Annotated in this window: 22 protein-coding genes; 6 read left to right on the forward strand and 16 right to left on the reverse strand. The window is 68.0% G+C overall.

Annotation, left to right across the window (positions count from 1 at the left end):
* Positions 1 to 3 precede the first annotated feature (3 nt).
* From JNO53_RS09600 to JNO53_RS09650, 11 genes are all read right to left on the reverse strand, one after another.
* On the reverse strand, positions 4 to 849 hold the full coding sequence (locus tag JNO53_RS09600; RefSeq protein ID WP_203110212.1) for an arylamine N-acetyltransferase family protein: 846 nt from the start codon (positions 847 to 849) through the stop codon (positions 4 to 6).
* Positions 846 to 1385 (reverse strand): NADPH-dependent FMN reductase, encoded by a 540-nt coding sequence (locus tag JNO53_RS09605; protein ID WP_203110214.1) that lies wholly within the window; start codon positions 1383 to 1385, stop codon positions 846 to 848. Before JNO53_RS09605 ends, JNO53_RS09600 begins: the two co-directional genes overlap by 4 nt.
* Before the next feature lie 101 nt (positions 1386 to 1486).
* Positions 1487 to 2347, reverse strand: a complete 861-nt coding sequence (locus tag JNO53_RS09610; RefSeq protein ID WP_338015335.1) for a sigma-70 family RNA polymerase sigma factor — start codon at positions 2345 to 2347, stop codon at positions 1487 to 1489.
* Positions 2344 to 2799: a carboxymuconolactone decarboxylase family protein gene (locus JNO53_RS09615; RefSeq protein WP_203110217.1), complete on the reverse strand. Its 456-nt coding sequence runs from the start codon at positions 2797 to 2799 to the stop codon at positions 2344 to 2346. Before JNO53_RS09615 ends, JNO53_RS09610 begins: the two co-directional genes overlap by 4 nt.
* A gap of 244 nt (positions 2800 to 3043) precedes the next feature.
* The gene (locus tag JNO53_RS09620; protein WP_203110219.1) at positions 3044 to 4453 is read right to left on the reverse strand and encodes an efflux transporter outer membrane subunit; all 1410 of its coding nucleotides are present in this window, start codon (positions 4451 to 4453) and stop codon (positions 3044 to 3046) included.
* Between the two features lie 8 nt (positions 4454 to 4461).
* Entirely contained in the window at positions 4462 to 7641 is a 3180-nt protein-coding gene (locus tag JNO53_RS09625; protein ID WP_203110221.1) for an efflux RND transporter permease subunit, read from the reverse strand.
* A gap of 47 nt (positions 7642 to 7688) precedes the next feature.
* Entirely contained in the window at positions 7689 to 8954 is a 1266-nt protein-coding gene (locus JNO53_RS09630; RefSeq protein WP_203110223.1) for an efflux RND transporter periplasmic adaptor subunit, read from the reverse strand.
* A gap of 296 nt (positions 8955 to 9250) precedes the next feature.
* A complete protein-coding gene (locus tag JNO53_RS09635) occupies positions 9251 to 9847 on the reverse strand; it encodes a TetR/AcrR family transcriptional regulator (protein ID WP_203110225.1) in 597 nt (198 codons plus the stop codon).
* 49 nt (positions 9848 to 9896) lie between these two features.
* Entirely contained in the window at positions 9897 to 10574 is a 678-nt protein-coding gene (locus JNO53_RS09640; RefSeq protein WP_203110227.1) for a class I SAM-dependent methyltransferase, read from the reverse strand.
* A 3-nt stretch (positions 10575 to 10577) separates the two neighbouring features.
* Positions 10578 to 11471 (reverse strand): NAD(P)/FAD-dependent oxidoreductase, encoded by an 894-nt coding sequence (locus tag JNO53_RS09645; RefSeq protein ID WP_203110229.1) that lies wholly within the window; start codon positions 11469 to 11471, stop codon positions 10578 to 10580.
* On the reverse strand, positions 11461 to 11925 hold the full coding sequence (locus JNO53_RS09650; protein ID WP_203110231.1) for an Rrf2 family transcriptional regulator: 465 nt from the start codon (positions 11923 to 11925) through the stop codon (positions 11461 to 11463). The genes JNO53_RS09645 and JNO53_RS09650 overlap by 11 nt, the downstream gene beginning before the upstream one ends.
* A 102-nt stretch (positions 11926 to 12027) precedes the next feature.
* On the opposite strand from JNO53_RS09650, the gene JNO53_RS09655 reads away from it, so the two are divergent.
* From JNO53_RS09655 to JNO53_RS09665, 3 genes are read left to right on the forward strand one after another with little or no spacing between them, the layout of a single operon-like run.
* The gene (locus tag JNO53_RS09655; RefSeq protein WP_203110233.1) at positions 12028 to 13167 is read left to right on the forward strand and encodes an 8-amino-7-oxononanoate synthase; all 1140 of its coding nucleotides are present in this window, start codon (positions 12028 to 12030) and stop codon (positions 13165 to 13167) included.
* Positions 13164 to 13790 (forward strand): dethiobiotin synthase, encoded by a 627-nt coding sequence (bioD, locus tag JNO53_RS09660; protein ID WP_203110235.1) that lies wholly within the window; start codon positions 13164 to 13166, stop codon positions 13788 to 13790. Before JNO53_RS09655 ends, bioD begins: the two co-directional genes overlap by 4 nt.
* The gene (locus tag JNO53_RS09665; RefSeq protein WP_203110238.1) at positions 13787 to 15046 is read left to right on the forward strand and encodes an adenosylmethionine--8-amino-7-oxononanoate transaminase; all 1260 of its coding nucleotides are present in this window, start codon (positions 13787 to 13789) and stop codon (positions 15044 to 15046) included. The genes bioD and JNO53_RS09665 overlap by 4 nt, the downstream gene beginning before the upstream one ends.
* On the opposite strand, the gene JNO53_RS09670 is transcribed toward JNO53_RS09665, so the two are convergent.
* The 4 genes from JNO53_RS09670 to JNO53_RS09685 all read right to left on the reverse strand — a co-directional run bounded on the left by JNO53_RS09670 (position 15047) and on the right by JNO53_RS09685 (position 18221).
* Entirely contained in the window at positions 15047 to 15592 is a 546-nt protein-coding gene (locus JNO53_RS09670; RefSeq protein ID WP_203110240.1) for a DUF488 family protein, read from the reverse strand.
* Positions 15589 to 16218: a uracil-DNA glycosylase family protein gene (locus JNO53_RS09675; protein WP_203110242.1), complete on the reverse strand. Its 630-nt coding sequence runs from the start codon at positions 16216 to 16218 to the stop codon at positions 15589 to 15591. Before JNO53_RS09675 ends, JNO53_RS09670 begins: the two co-directional genes overlap by 4 nt.
* Positions 16219 to 16234: 16 nt before the next feature.
* Positions 16235 to 17515 carry an Nramp family divalent metal transporter gene (locus JNO53_RS09680; protein ID WP_238401799.1) on the reverse strand — a complete coding sequence of 427 codons (1281 nt, stop codon included), beginning with the start codon at positions 17513 to 17515 and terminating at the stop codon, positions 16235 to 16237.
* An 82-nt stretch (positions 17516 to 17597) separates the two neighbouring features.
* Positions 17598 to 18221 carry a hypothetical protein gene (locus JNO53_RS09685; RefSeq protein ID WP_203110245.1) on the reverse strand — a complete coding sequence of 208 codons (624 nt, stop codon included), beginning with the start codon at positions 18219 to 18221 and terminating at the stop codon, positions 17598 to 17600.
* 337 nt (positions 18222 to 18558) lie between these two features.
* Here JNO53_RS09685 and JNO53_RS09690 point away from each other — a divergent pair, with 337 nt between their 5' ends.
* From JNO53_RS09690 to JNO53_RS09700, 3 genes are read left to right on the forward strand one after another with little or no spacing between them, the layout of a single operon-like run.
* Entirely contained in the window at positions 18559 to 19245 is a 687-nt protein-coding gene (locus JNO53_RS09690; RefSeq protein ID WP_203110247.1) for a response regulator transcription factor, read from the forward strand.
* Between the two features lie 12 nt (positions 19246 to 19257).
* Positions 19258 to 20580, forward strand: a complete 1323-nt coding sequence (locus tag JNO53_RS09695) for a FecR domain-containing protein (RefSeq protein WP_203110249.1) — start codon at positions 19258 to 19260, stop codon at positions 20578 to 20580.
* The gene (locus JNO53_RS09700) at positions 20577 to 22898 is read left to right on the forward strand and encodes a CHASE2 domain-containing protein (RefSeq protein WP_203110251.1); all 2322 of its coding nucleotides are present in this window, start codon (positions 20577 to 20579) and stop codon (positions 22896 to 22898) included. Before JNO53_RS09695 ends, JNO53_RS09700 begins: the two co-directional genes overlap by 4 nt.
* On the opposite strand, the gene JNO53_RS09705 is transcribed toward JNO53_RS09700, so the two are convergent.
* Complete coding sequence (locus JNO53_RS09705; protein WP_203110252.1) at positions 22843 to 23328, reverse strand: hypothetical protein; 486 nt, start codon at positions 23326 to 23328, stop codon at positions 22843 to 22845. The two genes, JNO53_RS09700 and JNO53_RS09705, sit on opposite strands and share 56 nt — an antisense overlap.
* Positions 23329 to 23377 lie beyond the last annotated feature (49 nt).

A 23377-nucleotide genomic window follows, 5' to 3' on the forward strand; every position in this document is an offset into this window, starting at 1 on the left:
CCCCTAGTCCTCCGTCGCCGCTGCACGTTCGATCACCGGCCGCCATTCCGGCGCGACCGGCAGGGTGAAGCGCTCGGCCAGTTCCCGCTCGATCTCGTCGGCGGTGAGCATGCGGCGTTCGATCATGCCGTCCGGCGCGCGCACTGTCAGCCGCCGCCCGGCGAGCACATGGCGCGCCTCCGGAGTGGTGCGGGTGACGATCAGCCGGTGGCGGAAATGCGAGCTGGGATGGGTCGCCGTGTACCAGTTGGGAAGCTCGTAATCGACGTCCAGCTGCGGCGCGCCGGTGATCCGGTAGCTCGTCCGCCACTCGTCCTCGATCAGCGCCTCGAGCTGCAATTCGCCCGCGACGGGCACAAAACGAAAGGCCTCATGCCCGGTCTGCTGCGGCTCCGTGCTGTCGAGACGCAGCGGCGCCGTTGGAATGCAGCTTCCGAAACCCACATCGACCATCCACGCCTCGCCGTCGATCGTGACGCGGAGAGTCATGTGCGACGGCGGGCGCAGCGGCGCGTCGGGCGGCGCCATCCAGTTGACCCGCGCGATCAGGCCCTCGACTTCGAACCCGATCGCCTCCAGCACGCGCTTGAACAGCCCATTGTGCTCATAGCAGTATCCACCGCGCCGCGCGCCGAGCAGCTTGGCGTCGACCGCGGCCGGGGCGAGGTCGACGCCGCGGTCCAGCAGCACGTCGATTGCTTCGAACGGGATCGCAGCGGGGTGGAGCTCCTGCAGAGCCGCAAGCGTTTCCAGCGTGGGCGTGAGCGGCCCCGAATAGCCGATCCGGGCGCAATAGGCCCGAAGGTCCACGGCGGGTGAAGTGGATTCGGAATGTGTGACCACGCTCATGCTGCCTCTCCATAGGGCCGCGCCGCGCGGGCTTCCTGCAACGCGAGGCTCCACCAGACCAGCCGGCGGAGCATAAGGCGCATCGACGCTTCGGCTCTCTCCGGATGTCGCAGCCGGCCTTCGGCATCGAACTGCTCCCACGCGCTCGCGAAGCTCACCGTGTCCCTGATGCCGACCGCGTGCAGCTCCGCGAAGACGCCGCGCAGATGCTCGACCGCGCGCAGGCCGCCGGAGAGGCCGCCGTAGGAGACGAACGCCACCGGCTTCGCCTCCCATTCGCCGCGGGCGGCGTCGATCAGTTCCTTGAGCGGACCGGTGTAGCTGTGATTGTACTCGGGCGTGGCGACGATGAACGCATCGGCGCGCCCGATCCTCTCCACCAGCGCAGGATTGTCGGCAGCCTGGGGATCGATCGGGTCGAGTTCGAACCCGCCGTCGGCGTCCACGCGTTCCGTGATCCAGGCGGCGATGGTGTCGCAGAAGCGGCCCGGCCTTGCGCTTCCGTAGACAAGGCCGAGCCGTAGCGGATGATGCATCGTGTTCCTCCTTCAAACGTGTAGAGGACGTGCTTATGAAACTTCAAGTAAGGTTTAGGTCAAGCGCCGAATGAGCGGAAATTCCGGTCACAGAGATCAGCCTAGTGGAGATGCTTCAGCTTGTCCGGGTTGCGCATGATGTAGATCGCGACGATCCGGTCGCCCTCTATCTCGAACGCGGTCGTCTGCAGCTCGCCGTCGGATTCGCGCGTGACGAAGCCGGGCAGCCCGCTGATGAAGCCGGTCTGCACCAGCGTCGATCCGCGTTTGACGAACAGGGCGGCCAGCGCCTTGTGCACCTTCATGACGTGATCGAACCCGATGATCGGCTGTGGCGCCGCCGGGCGCTTTCCGCCGCCGTCGGCGTGCAAGCTGACATCGGCGGCCAGCAAAGCGCCGAGCGCGCTCATGTCGCCGCTCCGCGAGGCGGCATAGAACGCTTCGGCCAGCTCCAGCCCGCGCTTCTTCTCCAGCTTGTAGCGCGGCCGCGCATCGCGGACGTGCGCGCGGGCCCGCGAGGCGAGCTGCCGGCACGCGGCGGTATCGCGTCCCACGGTGGTCGCCACTTCGTCGAAGGACAGGCCGAACACGTCGTGCAGCAGGAACGCCGCGCGCTCCAGCGGCGAAAGCCGTTCGAGCGCCAGCATCAGGGGCAGGGTGACGTCTTCCTCGTCCTCTTCCTCCACAATGGGTTCGGGCAGCCAGGGGCCGACGTAGGTCTCCCTGCGGTGCCGCGCAGACTTGAGCTGGTCGAGGCACAGCCGCGTCACGGTCCTGCGCAGGAAAGCCTCAGGCTCCCGCACTTCCGCTCGGTCGGAGCGCATCCAGCGGATGAAGGCTTCCTGCACGACATCCTCTGCATCCGCGACCGAGCCGAGCATGCGATAGCCGAGACGGAGCAGCATCGGCCGCAGCGGGTCGAAACCCGCCGCGGCCTCGTCGGCATCTGCCGTGCCGCTCACGCCGCCGCCTTCGCGGCGGGCTCGTACCAAAGCCCGAAGCCGACCGCGAGCCGGTTCCAGCCGTTGATTACGTTGATCATCAGGGTGAGCTTCACCTGCTCCTCTTGCGTGAACTGTGCCTGCAGGGTTTCAAGGGCGTCGTGATGGTTGTGCCCTTCGGACAGCCGCGTCAATGCATCGGTCCACGCGAGGGCGGCCCGCTCGCGGTCGGTATAGCACGGTGCCTCCCGCCAGGCCGAGAGCAGATAGATGCGCTGTTCGGTCTCGCCCTTGGCGCGTGCCTCGGCGGTGTGCATGTTGATGCAGTTGGCGCAGCCGTTGATCTGCGATGCGCGGATCTTCACCAGCTCGATCAGCGTCGGCTCGAGGCTGCCCGCGATGCGGGTCGAGGTATCGAGCCAGTCCTTCATCAGTGCGGGAGCGGCGGCGAAAAGGTCCATCTTGGCAGTCATGGTCGGTTCTCCTTGTGGGTTCCGCAACCAAGACGAGATGGCCCCCGCCAGATGTGACATCGGGGCGAAAAAAGTTTGGTGGTTATCGCCTGCGAGGGCGCGTCACCCACCCCCAGCCCCTCCCGCAAGCGGGAGGGGAGCGAGACTTGCCGAGCCGCAGGCGAGGCTAGTCGCAGCGGGGTGGGCCTGACATCCTTCGCTCAAGGCATGCGCAAGCGGCGTCTCCCTCGTGAGGACTACCGTCTCAACCGCCGGACCATCCGCCGCCCAGAGTGCGAAACACGTCGATCTGCGCGCGCGATACTTCGGCGTCCTGTGCCGCGAGCTGGGCCCGGGTCTCAGCCAGGGTGCGTTCGGCATCGAGCCGGTCGAGCGAGTTGATCTGCCCTTCGTTCTGCTGCGCGCGGACGATGCGGAATGCGCTTTCGGCCGCTTCGCTGGCCGATTGCAGCGCACGGCGGCGCTCGATCGCGCGGGCATAGTTGGACAGCGCCGTTTCGGTTTCCTCCAGAGCGGTGAGGACGGCGCCGTCGAAGGCCGCCAGCGCACCCTTAGCATCGGCTTCGGCCGCGTCGATCCGCGCGCGCACCGGTTCCTGGTTGGGGAACGTCCAGCTCAGCACAGGGCCGAGCAGCCAGCGCAGCGGACCGCCGGTGAAGATATCGCCGATGTCGGGCCCGGTCGATGCGGCCGAGGCGCCGAAGGTGATCCGCGGATAGAGATCGGCCGTGGCGACCCCGATCCGCGCGGTCGATGCGGCGAGGCGTCGCTCGGCCGCGCGCACGTCGGGCCGCCGGGCGAAGAGCAGGACCCCGTCGCCGACCGGCAGCGGCTGCTCGATTTCGAGCACGATACTGCGTTCCCCGGCGATCGGCGGCAATTCGGCCGGCGCGCGCCCGGTCAGGGTGGCGAGGCGGAACAAGGCAGCGGCGCGGGCGGCCTCGAGTAACGGGATCTCCGCCGCACGCTGATCGCGCAGCGTCTGGATGCGGGCCACAGCAAGGCCGCTTTCGAGCCCGGCGTCATAACGCTTGCGGGTCAGCATGAGCGACTGGTCGAGCAGCTCGACGATCTCGCGCGCGACGCGGAGTCTCTCGGCGCCCGAGGCCGCGTCCGCATAGGCGCGGGTGGTGTCGGCGACGACCATGACCCGCACTGCGTCCGCATCGGCCTCGCTCGCCGCGAGGTCCGCCTGCGCCGCCTCGACCCCGCGGCTCACCCGGCCGAACAGATCGATTTCGTACGAAACGTCGATCCCCGCGTCGTAGGACCAGTCCTCCCGGTCCGCGCCGGGAGGCACCTGGCCCTCCGGCACCTGGCCGTAAGTCGCGCCGGCGCCGATCGCGCTCTGCGGCAGGCGGTCGCCGCGCGCACCGCGCAGGCCCGCGCGTGCCCGCTCGATGCGGGCCAGCGCCTGGCGGACGTCGGTGTTTGCCCTCAGCGCATCCTGTACCAGCGAGTCGAGCACGGGATCGTCGTAGAGACGCCACCAGTCGGCGGGCAGCGGTGCCGGCGCGAAGGCCGGATCTCCGGCGGAAAGGAAGGGGCCGGACGACGCGGGGCGGGGGGGAGCAGGGGCGTAGTCCGGCCCCACCGCGCACCCCGAAAGGGCGAGCGCGGAAAGGGTCGAGAGAGCGAGGGAACGGAACTTCATCAGGGCACCTATTCGGCAGGCTGCAGGGCGTAATCGCCGCTGCTGCGGCCGCCGCGCAGGCGGGCGATGCGATCGCCCAGGGCGCGGCAGACGACGTAGAAGGTCGGGGTGAAGATCAGGCCGAAGCCGGTCACGCCCAGCATGCCGAAGCACACTGCCGTTCCCAGCGCCTGCCGCAGCTCGGCGCCGGCCCCGGTCGCGATCACCAGCGGCACCGAGCCGAGGATGAAGGCGAAGCTGGTCATCAGGATCGGGCGCAAGCGGGTCTTGGCCGCCTCGACAGCGGCCTGAGCCGGCGAGAGCCCGTGCTGCTCCTCGCCCTGACGGGCGAACTCTACGATCAGGATCGCATTCTTCGCCGCCAGCGCGATCAGCACGACGAGGCCGATCTGCGTCAGCACGTTGTTGTCCATCCCGCGCAGATTCACCCCGATCATCGCGGCGAGCAGGCACATCGGCACGATCAGGATGATCGAGAGCGGCATGACCAGGCTTTCGTACTGCGCCGCGAGCACGAGGAAGACGAGCAGCACGGCGAGCGCGAAGACCAGCGCGGCGGTGTTGCCGGCAAACTTCTGCTGGTAGGCGATGCCCGTCCATTCGAAGTCGTAGCCTCGCGACAGCGCTTCGGCGGCCACCGCTTCCATCGTCTCCAGCGACTGGCCGGTGGAGAAGCCGGGCGCCGTGTCGCCGTCGACGGCGACCGCCGGGGCGAGATTGTAGCGGGTTACCCGGTAGGGCCCGGTCGTGTCGCTCAGCGTCGCGACCGATCCCAGCGGGACCATCGCGCCATTGGCGGAGCGCATGTGCAGGTTGGCGATATCGGCCGGGTTGTCGCGGAACGGCGCGTCGGCCTGCGCGGTCACCCGATAGGTCCGGCCGAGCAGGTTGAAGTCGTTGATGAAGGCCGAGCCGAGATAGACCTGCAGCGTGTTGAAGATGCTCGACGGCGAAACGCCGAGGATCTGCGCCTTGTCGCGGTCGATATCGGCGCGCACGCGCGGCGTGCCGGTGTCGAAGAAGGTGTAGACACCGGCCAGCCCCTCCTGCTGGTTCGCCTGTGCGATGACCGCCTGCGCGATCTTCTCCAGCTCGCGGTAGCCCTGGCCGTTCTTGTCCTGCACCATCATGCGGAAGCCGCCGGCCGAACCGATGCCGCGGATGACGGGCGGCTTGACGATCATCAGGCGCGCCTCGTTGATGTCGGCGGTCGCCTTCTGCGCCTCGGCGATCAGCGCGTCGACAGTCTGCCCCTTGTCCGCGCGCTCGTCGAAGTCGTCGAGCACCCAGTAGGCGGCGGCGGAACTCGCGGACTGCGTTTCGGACGTACCGTCGAAGCCGGAGAGCATGACCACGCCGTCGATCCCGTCGATCGGCAGCACGCGGTCGGCGACTTTCTTCATCACCGCCTCGGTGCGCGAAGTCGCCGAGCCCGCGGGCAACTGCACGACGGTCAGGAAATAGGCCTGGTCCTGCTGCGGAACGAAGCCGGTCGGTGTCATCCACAGCGCGGCCCCGGTCAGCGCGATCAGCCCGGCATAGGCGGCCATCATGCGCCGCGGCATGGCGACCATCCGCGCCGTCCACCGGCCGTAGCTTTCGCTGAAGCGGTCGAAGGCGCGGTTGAAGGCCTCGCCGGCCCGCTCGACCATCCGCCGCCAGCGGGCACCCTCGGGGGCGTGCTGATGCGGCCGAAGCAGCAGGGCGGAGAGCGCGGGCGAAAGCGTCAGCGAGACGATGAGCGAGATCACCGTCGCCGCCGAGATCGTCACCGCGAACTGCTGGTAGAACGCGCCCGACAGGCCGCCGATGAACAGCGTCGGCACGAACACGGCGCAAAGCACCAGCACGATCGCGACCAGCGCCGCCCCGACTTCGTCCATCGAGGTGCGCGCGGCCTGCAGCGGGGACATGCCCGCCTCCAGATTGCGCTCGACGTTCTCGACCACCACGATCGCGTCGTCGACCACGATGCCGATCGCCAGCACGAGCCCGAAGAGCGACAGGTTGTTGAGCGAGTAGCCGAGCGCCGCCAGCACCGCGAACGTGCCGATCAGCGAGACCGGGATCGCCAGCACCGGGATCAGCGAGGCGCGCCATTTCTGGAGGAATACGACGATCACCAGCACGACCAGCACGACCGCTTCGAGCAGCGTGTCGACCACCGCGTCGACCGACTGCTGGATGAACTCGGTCGGGTTGTAGACGATGCGGTATTCGAGGCCGGCGGGGAAGTCGGCGGCAAGCTCGTCCATCGTGGCCTTGACCACTTCGGCCGAGGCGAGGGCGTTGGAGCCGGGCTCCTGCAGCACCGGGATGATCACCGACTCGCTGTCGTTCAGGAAGGCCGAGGTGCTGTAGTCCTGAGCGCCGATTTCCACCCGTGCGACGTCGTTCACGCGCACCTGCCGCCCATCGGCATCGGTGCGGATCACCACGTTCCCGAACTGTGCGGGATCGGTGAAGCGTCCCTGTGTCTCGACGTTGAGCTGGAAGGCGCTCTCGGGGCTCGGCTGCTGACCGAGGATACCCGCCGCGACCTGCACGTTCTGCGCGCGCAGGGCGGAGACGATGTCGCCGGCGGTCAGATTGAGCGCCGCCGCGCGGCCGGGATCGATCCAGATCCGCATGGCCAGTTCGCGGCTGCCGAAGAGCTGCACGTCGCCCACGCCCTCGATCCGCGCGAGCCGGTCCTTGATCCGGGTCTGCGCGTAGTTGGACATGTATTCGCGGCTGAGCGATCCGTCGGGCGAGATCAGGTTGACGATCAGCAGGAAGTCCGGCGTCGTCTTGCGGGTGACGATGCCGAGGCGCTGCACTTCCTCCGGCAGGCGCGGTTCCGCGATGGCGACGCGGTTCTGCACCAGCACCTGCGCCTCGTCGAGGTCGGTGCCCTGCTCGAAGGTGACGGTGATCGTCACCCGCCCGTCGCCGGTCGACTGGCTCGAGAGGTAGAGCATGCCGTCGACCCCATTGATCTCCTGCTCGATCGGGTTGGCGACGGTCTCCGCCACTGTTTCGGCCGAGGCGCCGGGGTAGGTTGCCATCACCGTGACGGTGGGCGGCACGACCTCCGGATATTGGGAGACCGGCAGGAAGAAGTACGAGATCGCACCGATCAGCGTGATGATGACGGCGATCACCCCGGCGAAGATCGGCCGGTCGATGAAGAAACGGGACAGGCGCATTTCGGGCTCCTGGTGGAATCGGTCAGGTCAGGAAGAGGTGAGAGCCGTCAGCCGGCGATGGTCGCCTCGCCGGGAGGTGCTCCGGCAACGGCGGCGTCCGGCTTGGCGGCCGCGGGTTGGTCGATCCGACCGCGCCGTGCGGTCACCTTGGCGCCGGGGAAGGCCATCTGTGTGCCCTTGATGACGACCCGGTCGCTCGGTGCCAGCCCGCCGCGGACGACGCGCAGGCCGTCGATTACCGGGCCGAGTTCGACTTCCTTGGCCGCAACGGTGCCGTCCTTCCCGACGACCAGCACCAGCTTGCGCGTCTGGTCGGTCTGGATCGCGGTGTCGGGCACCAGCAAGGCCTGGACCGTGCCGCCGCTCGCCATGCGCATGTTGCCGAACATCCCGGGTGCGAGGAAGTTGTCGGGGTTGCGCACCACGGCGCGTGCGCGGATCGTACCGGAGTCGGGGTCGAGCCCGTTGTCGGTGAAATCGAGCGTTCCGTGCCAGGCGTATTCGGCTTCGTCCTGCAGCCGAATGTCGACCTGTGCCCCACGCTCGCGCCCTTCGCGGCGCGCCTCGAGGAACAGGCCTTCGGATCCGTTGAAAGCGAAATAGAGCGGGTCGGTCGCGTTGATCGTCGTCAGCAGCGTGGCGGAGGGCCCGTCACTCGCGGCGACGAGGTTGCCGGGATCGACGCGCCGGTCGGAAATGCGCCCCGTGATCGGCGCGCGGACGGTGGTGAACTCGACATCGAGGCTGCGCGAACGCACCCGCGCCTGGGCGGCCGCCAGTGCGGCGCGCGAGGCCGTCGCGCGGGCCTCCAGAGCGTCGATCTCGCTTTGGGCGACGGCATTGTCGTCGATCAGGCGCCGCGCTCGCTCGAGTTCGGTCGTGGCGAGCGCGAGATCGCTGCGCGCGGTGGCGACGCCGGCCTGCGCTTCGGCCAGGGCCGCGCGGTAGGGCCGCGGATCGATCGTGAACAGCGGCTGCCCCTTGCGCACGATCTGTCCGTCGCGGAAATGCACGGCGGTGATCTCGCCGGACACGCGCGGGCGCAGCTCGACGCTGCGGCTTGCCTCGAAGCGGCCGATGTAGTCGTCCCACTCGGTCACTTCCTGTTGCAGCGGAGTGGCAACCGTCACGACCGGCGGAGGCGGGACCGCCGCGGGGGCGCTATCGCCCCGCAGCAGGTACCACGCGAGCGCGACGGCGACGACGAGCGGAACGATCCACATCAGCCGCCGGCGCGATTGTGACCGCGAGCCGAGGTCCGCGTCCTCGGCATCTTCCAGTTGCGTCATCTCGATGGGCGTCAGGTCATTCATCTGGCGGTCCTCAATTCTGCACGCCTGCCGTCCCTGTTCGATGGGCGCACGCAGTCGTTCCGGGGAGCGAGGCACCCGGAGGAGTAAAACTGTTCGAGCAATCAGAGGCCCGGAAGGCCGGGCGTGGATGTCGGGCAAAGACGCTGCGAACCAGCCGCGCGGAGACACGAAAAGCCCCCCCCGGCAGAACCGCTCCGCAACGTTCTATACTGATAAGTATGTAATCTGGCGTTCAGGTCAAGGGCTAGTTCTGTACCGACCGATACTTTTTTCTGCAGCGCAGCATTTTCAGGCGTTTAGCGCCCGGGCCAGATGGTCAAAGCAGCCTCTGCGACGCGTTCCAGTTCGTCCCGACTCGCGCCAGAGCCAGCCTGAACGGAGATGCCCTGCAGCAGGGCAAGAAGGTAGCGCGTCATCGCTTCCGCCTCGACGGGAATGGTGAAATCCCCCTCGTCGATCGCGCGTTGCATGCGCTCGTCGATCGCGCAGCGGGCAGACTGAACGCGCGCCTGCACGTCGTCGCGGATGGGCGAATCCTGGTTGCTGCAGCTGACCGTCGCGATCACGCCCAGGCAGCCGCGGCATTCGCTGGTGATGTTGTCGATCGTGCCGGTGAGCATGCGCTCCGCCACGCCGCGGGCGGTGGGCGCCTCCAGCGCGCTCTCGACATAAGCGAGCTTTTCTTCCTGGTAGAGATCGAGGGCGCGCTTGAAGAGCGCTTCCTTGTTGCCGAACGCGGCGTAGAGGCTGGGCCGGGTAATACCCATCGCCTCGGTCAGATCGGTAAGCGAGGCACCGTCGTACCCCTTCGCCCAGAAGACGCGCAGAGCGCTGGCAAGCGCCTCGTCCGTGTCGAATTCGCGGGGACGCCCTCTCTGAACCACCTGTTCCATATCGATCGGTATGTAATACCGTCGCAACCGAGAGTCCAGCGGATGACCGTCATGCGGCAGCGACCCAGCCGCGAAACGAAAAGCCGGCGTAAAACAGGGCGATGTCGGAAAAGCCCGCTTCGGCGAGCAAAGCTTCGTCTTCCTCGGCCCGCAGGACGGGCAGGTGCTGGGCCATGGCGGCGGCGGTCGCGGAGGCTTGCGAGAAGTCGCTAGTCTCGCGGTTCGCGAAGGCAATGGATCGCGTCAGCCAAGTCTGGGCGTCGCCCCCTTGCGGCGCGCTGTGGTGCGCGACCACGAGCGGCGCGCCGGGCGCCATGCGCCGCCGTAGTTCCTGCAGCGTGCGCAGCCGTTCCGCCCTGGGCAGGAAGTGGAGGGTGAGCAGGCAGGTCGCGCCGTCGAACGGGCCGGGCGGAGCATCGTCGATCAGGCCCTGCACCAGCCGAACCTGCGCCATGCGCGCGCCGAGAACGTCGCGGGCGAGATCGAGCATGGCCGCCGCAGGGTCGACGCCCACCAGATGCCACCGCGGCTGCGCCTCGGCGAAGGCCTTGAGCTCCATCCCGCCGCCCGCGCCGAGCACGAGGATGTCCGCCGGGCCGGGCGCATGCTCCGCGAGCAGCAGCATCGCCATGCGCTGGAGGTCCGCGAAGCCGGGCACCTTCCGCGGCGTGCTCTGCGCGTAGTGCGCGACCGTGGCAGGATCGGTGAAGGGGGACAGCAGATCCATGTGTCAGCCGAACACGAGCGCACGGTGAGTCGAGGTGCCCGCCGTCACCCCGTCCGCGACGGCCCAGCTCACGCTGTGCGGCGCGCGGGCGATGTCGCCGGCGGCATAGACACCCGGAACGGAGGTCATCTTGTTCTCGTCGGTGCCGATCAGCGGTCCGAACGGGCTGTCCTCGATCGCAACGCGCAGTTGTTCCGCGAGGGGGCTGGAGAGGCAGGATTGCGGGGCAATATAGAGCGCTTCCACGGGCCGGCGTCGATCGTCCTCGAACACGATTGACGAGAGGGCGGTGCCGTCGCCCTCGAGACGCGTGACCGCACCCGGCTCCACTGCGACACCGCGCTGGGCGAGCGTTTCCGCATCCAGGGGATCGAGATCGGCACCGTTGAGGTATAGCGTCGTTGGCCCCCATTCGGCGATCAGAAGCGCCTGATGAACCGACATCGGGGTGCGGTAGAGGACCCCCAGCGCGCGATCGCTGAACTCGAACCCGTGGCAGTAGGGACAGTGCAGCACCGACTTGCCCCAGCGCTCCCGAAGACCGGGAATCTCGGGCAGGATGTCGCGCAGCCCGAAGGCCAGGATCAGCTTGCTCGCGGCCAGCGCGGCGCCGCCGGCCAGCAGGACCCGGAAGCCGTCGCCGTCCGCATGGGCCTGAACCGCCTCGTCGTCCAGCATCCCCACGCTCGGGTAAGCGGCAAGCTGTGCGCGCGCCGTTTCGAGGATCCGGCGCGGATCGCTGCCATCCTGCCCGAGGAAGCCGTGCGACGCTTCGGCAAAGCGGTTGCGCGGCTGACCCGTGTCGATCACGCAGACGCTGCGCCGGGCGCGCGCGAGATAAGTCGCCGCGGCGAGCCCGGCAAAGCCCCCGCCGACGATGACGGCATCATGCTTCATGTGCGTTCTCCAGGGTAATGGCCTCCGCGGCACCGGGCATCATGGCGGCCACGTCGGCGCTCAATTGCGACAGGGTGACTTCGCCGAAGCGGCGCAGCAGCAGCGCTTCGGCCTCGTCGAATGCGCTGCCGAGCGCGGCATTGACCGCCTGTTCGACGAGGCAGCCCGGCGCCTCGGTGCGATTGCCCATCGCGAGGATCTCCGGCTCGCCCAGCGCCTCGTAGATGTCGCGCAGCGTGATCCGGTCGAGCTCGCGGGCGATGATCCAGCCCCCGCGGTGTCCTTTCTCGGAGCGGACAAGGCCCCGCTCGCGCAACCCGGCCATCAGGCGCCGGACCACGACCGGATTGGTTTCCATCGCGCGGGCGAGGGTCTCGGATGTTTGGGGCCCTGGCTGCCGCGCCATGTGCAGCAGGATGTGAAGGACCCCGGAGAGGCGGCTATCGCGCTTCATGTAACTTTAAATGATACGTGAGTCGGCCTACGTCAATCCCTCTTCGCTCCGGAGCAAGGAAATTTGACTGGTCATCGGAGAGCGTGACGCTACGGCGCTCGGATGATTTCGGAAGCAACGGACTTCGCGGCAGACCACCGGCGCATGCTTGCCGAGCTTGGGGAGCGGCAGCGCCTGCGCCGGCTGATATCGCGCAGCGGCGTGGACTTCTCGTCGAACGACTATCTCGGGCTGGCCGGATCGCCGCGGATCGCCCGCGCCATTCGCGAGGCGCTGGACCGCGGCGTGCCGACCGGATCGGGCGGATCGCGCCTGCTGCGGGGCAATCATCCGGAGCATGAGCTGCTGGAGGAGGAAGCGGCGCGCTTCTTCGGAAGCGAGGCGGCCTTGTTCTTTTCGAGCGGTTTTGCGGCGAACGCGGCTTTGTTCGCGACGCTGCCGCAGCGCGGCGATCTGGTGGTCCACGATGCCCTGGTCCATGCCAGCGCGCACGAGGGCATGCGCCTGGGCCGCGCCGAGTGCGTCGCCGCCGCGCATAACGACCCCGAAGCCTTCGGCAACGTGATCCGCGCCTGGCGCAGCGGCGGCGGAAGGGGCCGCGTCTGGATCGCGCTCGAGAGCCTCTACAGCATGGACGGCGACAGGGCCCCGCTCGACGCGTTCCGCGCCCTCGCAGACGAGCACGAGGCTTTCCTGCTCGTCGACGAAGCGCATGCGACCGGCGTGTTCGGACCGCAGGGCCGCGGGCTCGCGGCGCACCTGGAAGGGCTGGAGAACGTCATCGTCCTGCGGACCTGCGGCAAGGCGCTCGGCTGCGAGGGCGCGCTGCTGACCGGTCCTGCCTTCATGCGCGATTTCCTCGTCAACCGCGGGCGCGGGTTCATCTTCTCGACCGCCCTATCGCCGCTGATGGCGAGCGCGGTGCGCGAGGCGCTGCGGATTCTCGCCGGTGAGCCCGAACGCCGGCAGGCGCTCGTTGCGCGGATCGACGAGGCAGAGCGCCTTCTTGCCCCCCTCGGCGCGGTCTGCCGGGAGACGCAGATCCTGCCGCTCATCGTAGGTGACGATGCCCGCGCGATGGCGGCTGCAGCGGCGATCCAGGCTGCCGGCTACGACGTGCGCGGCATCCGGCCGCCCACGGTGCCTGCGGGGACTGCGCGGCTGCGTATCTCGATCACGCTGAACGCGAGCTTCGACGATATCGCCGGCCTCGCGGCCACGCTCGGGGAGGTGCTGGCATGAGCCGGACCTTCGTCGTGACGGGCACCGACACCGGCGTCGGCAAGACCGTGTTCTCCGCGGCGCTCGCGGGAAGCCTCGGGGCCTTCTACTGGAAGCCGGTCCAGGCGGGGCTGGACGAAGGCAGCGATACCGAAACCACAGCAAGTCTTTCGGGCTTGCCGGCGGATCGAATCCTGCCCGAAGCCTACCGGCTCACCACACCGTGCTCGCCGCATCGCGCCGCCGAGATCGACGGGATCGAGATCGATCCTGCTCGACTGCGAATGCCCGAAGTCGCCGGGCCGCTTGTCGTTGAGGGCGCGGGCGGGGCAGCGGTCCCGCTCCGTGCCGATTACCTCTATCTCGACCTCTTCGCTGAATGGCGCGCGCCGGTCATCATCGTGGCGCGCACGGCGCTCGGCACGATCAATCACAGCCTGCTGACGATAGAGGCGCTGCGGTCGCGCGGGATCGCCATTCACGGCATCGCCTTCGTCGGCGAGCCCCATCAGGACAGCGAAGCGGTCATCTGCAGGATCGGCGGCGTGACGCGCCTCGGCCGGCTACCGCAACTGCCCAAGCTCGATGGCGCCGCGCTGCGCGCCGCGTTCAGCGCCAACTTCGACCTCGAGGATTTCCGATGACGCGCAGCCCTGTCTGGCACCCATTCACCCAGCATGGACTGCGCGAACCCGTTCCGCTCGTGACACGCGGCGAGGGTGCCATTCTGTGGACCGAGGACAGGCAGAGGGTCATCGACGGCATTTCCTCATGGTGGGTCACCACGCACGGCCATGGCCATCCGCGGATCGTGCAGGCGATCGCCGAGCAGGCGGGCAAACTCGATCAGGTCATCTTCGCCGGCTGGACGCACGAGCCGGCCGAGACCTTGGCCCGCGGCCTCGTCGATCTGATGCCCCATCCGCTGGCGCACGTGTTCTTCTCGGACAGCGGTTCGACCAGCGTCGAGGTCGCGCTGAAGATGGCGCTCGGTTACTGGCTCCACCGGGGCGAGCCGCGCCACCGGATCGTGGTGATGGAGCACAGCTATCACGGCGATACGATCGGCGCGATGTCGATCGGCGCGCGCGGCGTGTTCAACCGCGCCTATGCGCCGCTGCTGTTCGACGTGACCGAGATCCCGTTCCCGCACGAGGGAGCCGAGCAGGCGACACTCGACCGGCTCGAGGCGATCTGCCGCGACGAAGTGCCTGCGGCGCTGATCGTCGAGCCCCTGATCCTCGGCGCGGGCGGCATGCTGATCTACACTCCGCGGGTGCTCGCCGAGATGCGCGCGATCTGCGCCCGGCACGGCGTGCTCTTCATCGCGGACGAGGTCATGACCGGCTGGGGCCGGACCGGCACCTTGCTCGCTTGCGAGCAGGCCGATGTCGTGCCGGACATCCTGTGCCTGTCGAAAGGGCTTACCGGAGGGGCCATCCCGCTCGCGGTGACGATGGCGACGCCGGCGATCTTCGACGCGCATTACTCCCCCGACCGGTCGCGCGCGCTCTACCATTCGTCGAGCTATACCGCGAACCCGATCGCCTGCGCGGCCGCCAACGCCAACCTCGCGGTCTGGCGGGAGGAATCCGTTCGCGGGCGCATCGACGATCTTGCGGCCCGGCAGGCGCGGCATCTGGATGACGTGGCATCGCTGTCCGGCGTTGCGCGTGCGCGCCGGATCGGAACGATCGCCGCGCTCGATGTCGAGGTGCGGGACACCGGTTATCTCTCGGCGGTCGGACCAAGGATGCTGGCCCGCTTCCGCGACGCGGGGCTGCTGCTCCGCCCGCTCGGCAATACCGTCTATGTCATGCCGCCCTATTGCATCGAGGAGCCGGACCTCGCGGCGCTATACGCGGGAATAGCCGGCGCGCTGCACGAACTTGCCGGTTGATCATCCGCCAGGATAGACGACGCCTCCCTCCGCGACCCGCGCGCCATCGGTCATCCGCGCCGGCTCGATTCGTCCCTGTCCCATGAGGTGAAGGACGGTCCGCCCGCGCGACAGCAGGTAATCCGAGATGATACGGCGATGGCAGCGCCACCAGACGGCTTCGGAGCACATGATGACGCAAGGTGTCTCGTCGGCAAGCGCCTCGAGTTCGCTCAGACCAGTGCGGAAGCTCTCGGACAGGGCATAGTCGGCATAGTTGTGGAAGCTCTGGCTCTGCCAGAAGGCGTTGACCTCGGGGTCCACCTCGCGCTGCCGCGACCGCCGGCCACCCAACTCGGCGATGTAGCGATGCCGGATCTGCCGCTCGCTCAGCGAGTCGGGCAGGGTGTCGAGGTTGTACTGCGGATTGGTGCGCGACCGCGGGATGCTCCGCACGTCGACCACGCAGCGGACGTCGCCGGCGCGCAGGATCTCGACGAACTCCTCCAGAGTTCGGGTCGAATGGCCGATCGTACAGACCGGGTTCGCGCCGGTTTCCGAGTTCACGCCGCGGCCTCCAACGCGTGCCGCACTTGCGCGCGCAGCTCCGGCAGGACCTCGGCTTCGAACCAGAGGTTGTCGCGCATCCAGATGTGGGAGCGCCAGGACGGGTGGGGCAGGGGGAAATAGTCGGGCAGGAAATCGCGAAAGCGGCCTACGCGTTCGCGCATCTTGCCCGGTCCGAGCGCGTCCTGCTGGGCGTACGTGCCGACCAGCAGGGTCAGGCGGATCTGGGGCATCAAAGCCAGCAGGTCCTTGCGCCAGAGCTTCGCGCATTCCGGGCGAGGCGGCGCGTCGCCGCTCTTCGCGCGCCCCGGATAGCAGAACCCGATCGGCAGGATCGCGATGCGGCGCGCGTCGTAGAACTCGGCTTGCGTGACGCCCATCCACTCGCGGAGCCGGTCGCCCGAAGCATCGGCGAAGGGAACGCCCGATGCGTGCACTTTGCTCCCCGGCGCCTGACCGGCGACCAGCAGCCGCGCCGTCGGCGAGATCTGGAACACCGGCCGCGGCTCCACCGGCAGCACGGCGGCGCATGCGCGGCAGGCTCGGGCGGATGCGGCTAGTTCGTCGAAGTCGGTCACAGGGAGCGTCACACGATAGGGAACGAACGGCCAGGCGAAACTATCCATGCCATCCCACGCGCCCTCATGCTGCGAGGAACGACCAGATCTGCTGCACGCACAGGACGACGAACAGCAGTGCCGACGCGGCGAGCACGCCGTTCGACAGCCAGCCATTGCGGTCCTGGTCCGGAACGCGCTTCGAATTCAGCAGCAGGAGAAGCGTGACGGCCAGGAACGGCATGAAGATGGCGCCGACCACGCCGTAGATGATGACGAGCAGGAACGGCTCGTCGAAAAACAGCAGCAGCATCGGCGGGAAGGTGAGCCAGGCGAGATAGGTGCGAAACGGCCATCGGCGTTCGGGGCGTTCGCTTCGTTCGGTCTGCCCGCGCATATGCTCAACGAAGTCGGAGAAGAGCAGGCTTACGCCGTGCCAGACCCCGAACAGCGACGACATCGCCGTCGCCGCGAATCCGACGAGGAAGGCGATCGCTATGGGCTGGCCGAACCTGTCCTCGAGCACGTCGCTGAGGTTGAGCAGGCCCCGGTCGCCTGCCGCGAGGGCGATCTGCGCGCTGTGCAGCAGCTCGGCGCCCACGATCAGCATCGCCACCACGAAAGTCCCGGTGACGACATAGGCAACCGCATTGTCGAGCCGCATCATCGGGATCCACGCCGGCCCCCGCCAGCCCTTGGCGTTCACCCAGTACCCGTAGGCGGCGGTCGTGATCGTCCCGCCGACGCCGCCGATCAGGCCGAGCGTGTAGAACACCGATCCTTCGGGCAGGGACGGAACGAGGCCGCCGAGCACGTCGCCGAGGCGCGGCGCGACGAGCACGGCGAGGCCCGTGATGACCACGAACATGACGGCGACGAGCACTTTCATCACACGCTCGAAGGTCTCGTACCGGTTCAGTGCGACGAACAGGAAGCTGGCGACACCTGCGACGATCGCCCAGGCCGGCAAGGGCAGGATCGGGAACAGGACGGCGAGCGGCAGAGCGGTCGCGCTCATTGCCGTCGCGCCGTAGATGAAGCCCCAGACGACGATGTAGATGCCGAAGTACCAACTCGTCCACGCGCCCAGCGAGCGCCAGCCTTCGAAGATCGTCGATTCGGTCGCAAGGTGATAGCGCGCCGCGCCTTCCGACAGGGCGATCTTGACCACGCAGCCGAGCACGGCAGCCCACAGCAGCGCATAGCCGAACCGCGAGCCTGCAACGAGCGTCGCCACCAGATCGCCCGCACCCACGCCGGTCGCGGCGGCGACGAGACCCGGGCCGATCAGCTTCCAGCGGCTCGTGCGCGGCGGGTAGGTGCATCCGCTTTCCGGTTCGCCCGCCGCACGATCCTCTGACTGCAACTGTCGCTCCCCGCTCGGAAACACGCCTCGCGACGAGGCTCGCACCGTCCCTCGGCGCCCTTCGTGTTTCCGGCTCTACAGCCTAGGTGCCCTGATGGCCACTGTCGGTCAGTCCGCGAAACAGATGGCAATCGTCGCTGTCGGCCCGCCACTCCTGACCGGCGGCGTGCTTCTCCACGAGCGTGCCAATGACATAGGGCGGCTCGCAGCGGGCCGTGGCGAGATCCCGGCTGCTGTGAGGATGGCGCAAGCCCGCACGGTGCGCGATTTCGTGAGCGAACGTGTTGGCGATCGATGGTGCCGAACGCGGCAAGGCCGCCCTGTTCAGCAGGATGGGGCCCTCCGCCGACCCATCGTAGGCCATATTGCCGAAGAAGGTCCTGAGGAACCAGCCGCGCAGCCCGCCGTAGGTGGCGACCCTCTGTCCCGGCACGCCGGCCTTCAGAGCCGCGATCGTTGCGACCGGGTCCACCCCGGCCCATGCGGCGGCGTGGTCGCCATGCGCCGCGTGGCGGGTTGCGAAATTCCTGAGATCCTCCGCGAATTCCCGGGAATGGATGGCGTCGATGGCTTGCCGCGCGGCAAGCGTGAAGGTCGCCCGCTGATCGTCGGGCACGTCGATCGCCCCGAAGCAGATGGCGGACTGCGCGCCGGAGCCGCACGGCTGCTCCTGCGCTTGCGTCATCGACGCCGCGAAGACGGTCACGGTCAGTACGGCCGCCCAGCGCCAGCGCCAGTGATTGCACGTTGCCATACGGTGTCCCCCTCCACCTGAAGTCAGAGCAGCGACGCGGGGATCGCACAAGCCCAAAGAAATTCAGCGAAGGCTGTGGAATGGCGACGCTCGATCTGCAAAGGACGACGGGAGTGCGAGGCCGGTGTCTTGAAACTGTAAAGGAATGTAAAATCGACGCCTTGGCGCTTGGAATACGGATCGTCACGATGTCCTGAGGACGCGGACTTGACGCAAGGGAATGCGGAACGCTCCCGTGCGACCACCTGACGCTTGTTTCGGCGTTTCCTCCAGGGGCAAATGAAAAGCGATGCGCATAGCGATCCTTGAAGACGATCCCACCGTTGCGACCCAGTTGAACACCACGCTGTCGGCAGCGGGGCATCACTGCTTCCCCTTCGAGACCGGGAAGCAGTTGATGAAGTTCCTCCGCGGCGAGACGATCGACATGCTCCTGCTCGACTGGAACGTTCCGGATGCCTCGGGCCTCGAGATCGCGCGCTGGGTGAACGAGACCTTCGAAGCGCCGCCGCCGATCGTGATGATCACCGTCCGCTCGGTCGAGGAAGACATCCTCGCAGCGTTCCGTGCGGGCGTCGACGACTACGTGACCAAGCCGATCCAGCCCGCCGTCCTGCTGGCGCGGATCGATGCCGTCGTCCGCCGCGCCTATCCGGAGCCGCCGAAGGACAGGTTCGAACAGTTCGGCTTCTATCGCTTCGATATACAGTCGAAGGAAGTCAGCGTTGCCGGCGAGGTCATACCCGTCACGATGAAAGAGTTCCTGCTCGCGCTCCTCCTCTTCCGCAATCTCAACCGCAGCCTGTCGCGATCGTACATCTTCGAATCCGTCTGGGGCGGAAACCCCAACGTGCAGACGCGCACGGTCGATACACACGTTTCGAAGGTGCGGGCGAAACTGAAGCTTCGCGCCGATCACGGCTTTCGGGTTGTTCCACTATACGGCTATGGGTACCGGCTCGAACCGACGGGTTAGCTTGGGGGCACCATGCGCTGGCGACTTCTTCTTCTGCCGCTCCTTGCGGCTACGCTGCAGGCCGGTCCGGCAAGCGCCCAGCGGTCCGACGAGACGGCGATCGTCGTCTACCACATGCGCAAAGGCGATAGCCTCTACGATCTCGCGCAGCGGCATTTCCGGCGTATCGAAGACTACGTCGTCGTCCAGCGGCTGAACCGTATCCGCAATCCCCGTCGCATCGCGATCGGGCGGACCGTTCGCATTCCCAAGCACCTTTTGCGGCACGAACCCGTTGCGGCCCGCATCATCTCGTTCCGCGGAAACGTGCAGCTTCGACGCGAGGGTCGCCTGCTGGCCGTATCGCCGGGGATGGCCGTGCGCGAGGGAGATGAACTGGCGACCGGAGCGAACTCCTTCGTCTCCATGGGGCTTCCGGACCGTTCCGCAGTGGCATTGCCGTCGCAGAGCAGGGTCACCGTCCGGCGCCTGCGCAAAATGTCGCTGACCGGCGCCGTCGAACGGCTCTTCTCGGTCGAGCAGGGGCGTGCCAAGGCGGTCGTCTCGCCGCTGGGCGAGGAGGACGAGTTCCAGATCTCGACGCCGATCAGCGTTTCGGCCGTGCGCGGGACCGAGTTCCGCGTCCGCTACGACGCGGCGACCGAACGTGCGGCGACCGAAACGCTCTCGGGCGAAGTGACGATGTCCGGCGCTGGAGAGACGAGCCGCGACCTTCCCGCCGGCTTCGGCGCGGTTGCCGCGGGTGCGGAGCTGAGCGCGCCGGTCTCGCTCCTTCCTGCACCGCGCCTCGTCTCGCCCGGCGAGATCCAGAACGAACGCGAACTCGCGTTTGCGCTGGAGCCGCTTGCCGGGGCGGAGGCCTATCGGGTCCAGATCGCGCAGGACGCGGGGTTCCTCGAGGTCGTGGCCGAAGCCGTGACGCAGACGACCGAAGTCCGTCTGCCGCCGATCGAGGATGGAACCTGGTTCGTGCGCGTGGCCGCCATCGACGGCCGAGGTCTCGAGGGGATGTACGAGACTTACGGCTTCCAGCGGCGACTGAACGATATTTCGGGCACTGTCGCCGAGTCTCGCGCAGGCGGCTACCGCCAGTACCTCTTCCGCTGGCGGGTGATGGGCGACGGGGAGCGGCAATACCGCTTCCAGCTCTCGCGGCAGGAAGACGGGGGCGATCCGATCATGGATGAAGTCGGGCTGACCGAGCAGCACCTCGTCGTGACCGACCTTCCGCCGGGGACTTACTACTGGCGGGTCATGGCGCTGCAGTTCGCGGACGGCGAGGTGCATGAGAACTGGTCGCCAACCGAACGACTGACCATCAGCGCCGACCAATGATCCGGCGGACCGGGCTGCGGCGCCTGGCCGCCGAGTGGTGGCTCGTCGCGCTGCTGTCCTCGGCACTTGCGCTGTTCCTCGTCCACGATCGCACGACGCAGCGGCTGGACACGCTGCTCTACGATCTCCTTCTCCAGCTCGACGGCAGCGATCCCGATCCGCGCATTCTGATCGTGGCGATCGACGACCACAGCACGCGCGAGACGGGCGCCTGGCCCTGGCCGCGGGAGGTGCAGGCGGAACTCGTGGAGAAGCTCGCCGACGCCGGGGCGGCCGCCATCGCCTACGACGTCCTGCTCCTCAATCCCAAGGCCGGAGACGCCGCGCTCGGACGCGCCATGGCCGGTCCGGCAAGGGTCTTCGTTCCGCTGCTGATGCGCGCGCCGGGCACCAATGGCACGCCCTTCGACGTCATCCCGCCCGTTTCCGAGGTGCGCGATGGAGCGACCGCGATCGGGCATGTCAATCTGCTCCTCGACAGTGACGGGAAAGTCAGGCGTGCACGGCTGGTTGCGGGGGACGAACGGGGCCGCTGGCCGCATCTGATGGTGCTGACGCAGCGCGCGGCCGATCCCGCTGCCGACTTGCCGGAGGAAGGCGAGGGGCCACTCCTGATCCCGTTCGCGGGTTCGGCGGGACACTTCCCGACGATCGGCGCCTCGTCGGTCTTGCGCGGGCAGGTGCCGGCCGAGCTGCTGCGCGACCGGCTCGTGCTCGTCGGTGCAACGGCAGAGGGACTCGGCGATCGCTACGCCACGGGCGGGGGCAATCCCGGCGGCATTCTGCCCGGCATCGAAGTCCAGGCGCACCTGCTCGATGGCCTTCTGTCGGACCGGATGATTGCGGAGAGCGGCTTCTGGCCACGGGCCGCCTTCGCGCTCGTGCCGCTCTGGATTCTGCTCATCGCCTTGCGCGTGATGCAGCCCTCGGCGCTCGTTGCGCTGATCGCGGGGCTGGTCGTCCTCCTGCTCGCTGCGGCTGCAGCGGTGCTGCTGGGGTTCCGCCTGTGGCTGACGCCCATGCCCGGGCTCGCCGCGCTCGCGGTGGTCTATCCGTTGTGGGGCTGGCGGCGGCTGGCGGCCGCGAACAGGTACATGATCGAGGAACTCGAGCGCTTCCGTGCGGAGCCGGACCTCCTCGCTCCCGCCGGTCCCCTGCCGTCCGCTCCCGATCCGGTATCGCGGCAGATGGCACTGCTGAACGATGCGATCGGACAGAGCCGCAATCTGCGCCGCTTCGTGACCGAGAGCCTTCGCCAACTGCCCGACGGGGTGTTCATCGCCGATCGCAGCGGTGCGATCGTTCTCGCCAACGCCGAAGCCGAAGCGTTGGCGGAGGAACTGCGGCTCGCGGCGGACGAGCGGACCCTGCCTGCACTCTATGCCCGCTTCCAGCCCATTCCTCTGGCCGAGGGGCGGCTCGAACCCGAAGGGAGCGATCTGCCGCCGTGGCCCGCTCCGCTAGAGCCGGGCCGCTATCGCGCGCGTTCGGCCGGCGGTCGCTCTTTCGAAATCCGCGTCGCGCCGCGCCGATCCGCCCAGGGCGAACTGCTCGGCTGGGTGGTGCGGACGACGGACATCACCACTTTGTGGGAGGCGCAGCGGCAGCGCGAAGACATGCTGGAGTTCCTTTCCCACGACATGCGCTCACCCCAGACCTCGATCCTGGCGCTGCTCACGGACGCGGACGGAAAGCGGATCGACCCGCAGATCGCGGGGCGGATCGAGAGCCATGCCCGGCGCACGATCGCGCTGGCGGAAGGGTTCGTCCAGCTCGCCCGCGCGGAGTCGCTTCCCTATGAAGCGGAGCCGGTCAATGTAGCCGACATGCTCGTCGACGCCCTCGACCAGCTATGGCCGCGCATCGCCGCCAAGGACCTGAAGGCCGAACTGGCGGGCGAAGATGCCACGCTCTTCGTGGCGGGCGAACGCTCGCTGCTGACGCGGGCCGTCGTCAACCTGATCGACAACGCCGTCTATCACAGTCCGCCCGGCGCACGTCTGCGCTGCTCGATCGAGGTGATCGAGGAGCAGGGCGTTCCCATGGCGACCTGCACGATCGCTGACGAGGGACCGGGCATCGCACCGGATCATCTTGCCGCTCTGTTCGAGCGGTTTCGCCAGGCGCCTGGAAAAGGCCGGGGGAACGGCGTCGGCCTGGGTCTCGCTCAGGTCCACACCGTCGCGGTCCGCCACGGCGGCTGGGTCCGCTGCGAAAGCCGGGTGGGAGGCGGCTCGACCTTCGTGCTCGGCCTTCCGCTGCTCAGCGAACCGACGGAGGATCCTGCTCAGGACGGGGCGTCAGCATCGTCGCAATGAGCGGTTCCAGATGCTCTTGCACATCGTCCGGGTTGCTCCTGACGGCGGCAGCCGAGCGGTAAACTTCGTGCCCGCTCTCGCGCTCGCTCAGACTGACCGTCACGCCGCGCACGACCTGCCGACTGCCGAGCCAAGGCCTGCGGAGCCATTGCTGCTCGTCGGGCTCGGGCACGAGTGCTCCGACCGTCGCGGGACGATCGAACGTGCCGATCTGAACGAGATAGGCGGGCTCCCCGGATTGCTCGAATCCGAGCGCGGTGAGCTGCTGTGAGACGAGGTCCTGCATGTGAGGAGGGGCATCCTGCGAAAGGATCCCGTAAGTCCCTCCCGGCGGCAAGGCGCCTTGCGAGGTCACGATCGGTTCATGCGTCGCGCAGCCCGCCAGTCCGGCGAGCGCGAGCAGGGCGGGGAGCATGGGTAACTTGCGCATGAGAGCGCGATAGTCCGCTCGCGGCTCGCCGTCATCCTCCGTCAGCGGA

The sequence above is a fragment of the Altererythrobacter sp. C41 genome, from assembly GCF_016803135.1.
GTDB lineage: Bacteria > Pseudomonadota > Alphaproteobacteria > Sphingomonadales > Sphingomonadaceae > Pelagerythrobacter.

Bases quoted from the DNA above. Each gene is read 5' to 3' on its own strand.
- JNO53_RS09600 (WP_203110212.1), bottom strand. From the start codon at position 849: ATGAGCGTGGTCACACATTCCGAATCCACTTCACCCGCCGTGGACCTT.
- JNO53_RS09605 (WP_203110214.1), bottom strand. From the start codon at position 1,385: ATGCATCATCCGCTACGGCTCGGCCTTGTCTACGGAAGCGCAAGGCCG.
- JNO53_RS09615 (WP_203110217.1), bottom strand. From the start codon at position 2,799: ATGACTGCCAAGATGGACCTTTTCGCCGCCGCTCCCGCACTGATGAAG.
- JNO53_RS09620 (WP_203110219.1), bottom strand. From the start codon at position 4,453: ATGAAGTTCCGTTCCCTCGCTCTCTCGACCCTTTCCGCGCTCGCCCTT.
- JNO53_RS09625 (WP_203110221.1), bottom strand. From the start codon at position 7,641: ATGCGCCTGTCCCGTTTCTTCATCGACCGGCCGATCTTCGCCGGGGTG.
- JNO53_RS09630 (WP_203110223.1), bottom strand. From the start codon at position 8,954: ATGAATGACCTGACGCCCATCGAGATGACGCAACTGGAAGATGCCGAG.
- JNO53_RS09635 (WP_203110225.1), bottom strand. From the start codon at position 9,847: ATGGAACAGGTGGTTCAGAGAGGGCGTCCCCGCGAATTCGACACGGAC.
- JNO53_RS09640 (WP_203110227.1), bottom strand. From the start codon at position 10,574: ATGGATCTGCTGTCCCCCTTCACCGATCCTGCCACGGTCGCGCACTAC.
- JNO53_RS09645 (WP_203110229.1), bottom strand. From the start codon at position 11,471: ATGAAGCATGATGCCGTCATCGTCGGCGGGGGCTTTGCCGGGCTCGCC.
- JNO53_RS09650 (WP_203110231.1), bottom strand. From the start codon at position 11,925: ATGAAGCGCGATAGCCGCCTCTCCGGGGTCCTTCACATCCTGCTGCAC.
- JNO53_RS09655 (WP_203110233.1), top strand. From the start codon at position 12,028: ATGATTTCGGAAGCAACGGACTTCGCGGCAGACCACCGGCGCATGCTT.
- bioD (WP_203110235.1), top strand. From the start codon at position 13,164: ATGAGCCGGACCTTCGTCGTGACGGGCACCGACACCGGCGTCGGCAAG.
- JNO53_RS09665 (WP_203110238.1), top strand. From the start codon at position 13,787: ATGACGCGCAGCCCTGTCTGGCACCCATTCACCCAGCATGGACTGCGC.
- JNO53_RS09675 (WP_203110242.1), bottom strand. From the start codon at position 16,218: ATGGATAGTTTCGCCTGGCCGTTCGTTCCCTATCGTGTGACGCTCCCT.
- JNO53_RS09690 (WP_203110247.1), top strand. From the start codon at position 18,559: ATGCGCATAGCGATCCTTGAAGACGATCCCACCGTTGCGACCCAGTTG.
- JNO53_RS09695 (WP_203110249.1), top strand. From the start codon at position 19,258: ATGCGCTGGCGACTTCTTCTTCTGCCGCTCCTTGCGGCTACGCTGCAG.
- JNO53_RS09700 (WP_203110251.1), top strand. From the start codon at position 20,577: ATGATCCGGCGGACCGGGCTGCGGCGCCTGGCCGCCGAGTGGTGGCTC.
- JNO53_RS09705 (WP_203110252.1), bottom strand. From the start codon at position 23,328: ATGCGCAAGTTACCCATGCTCCCCGCCCTGCTCGCGCTCGCCGGACTG.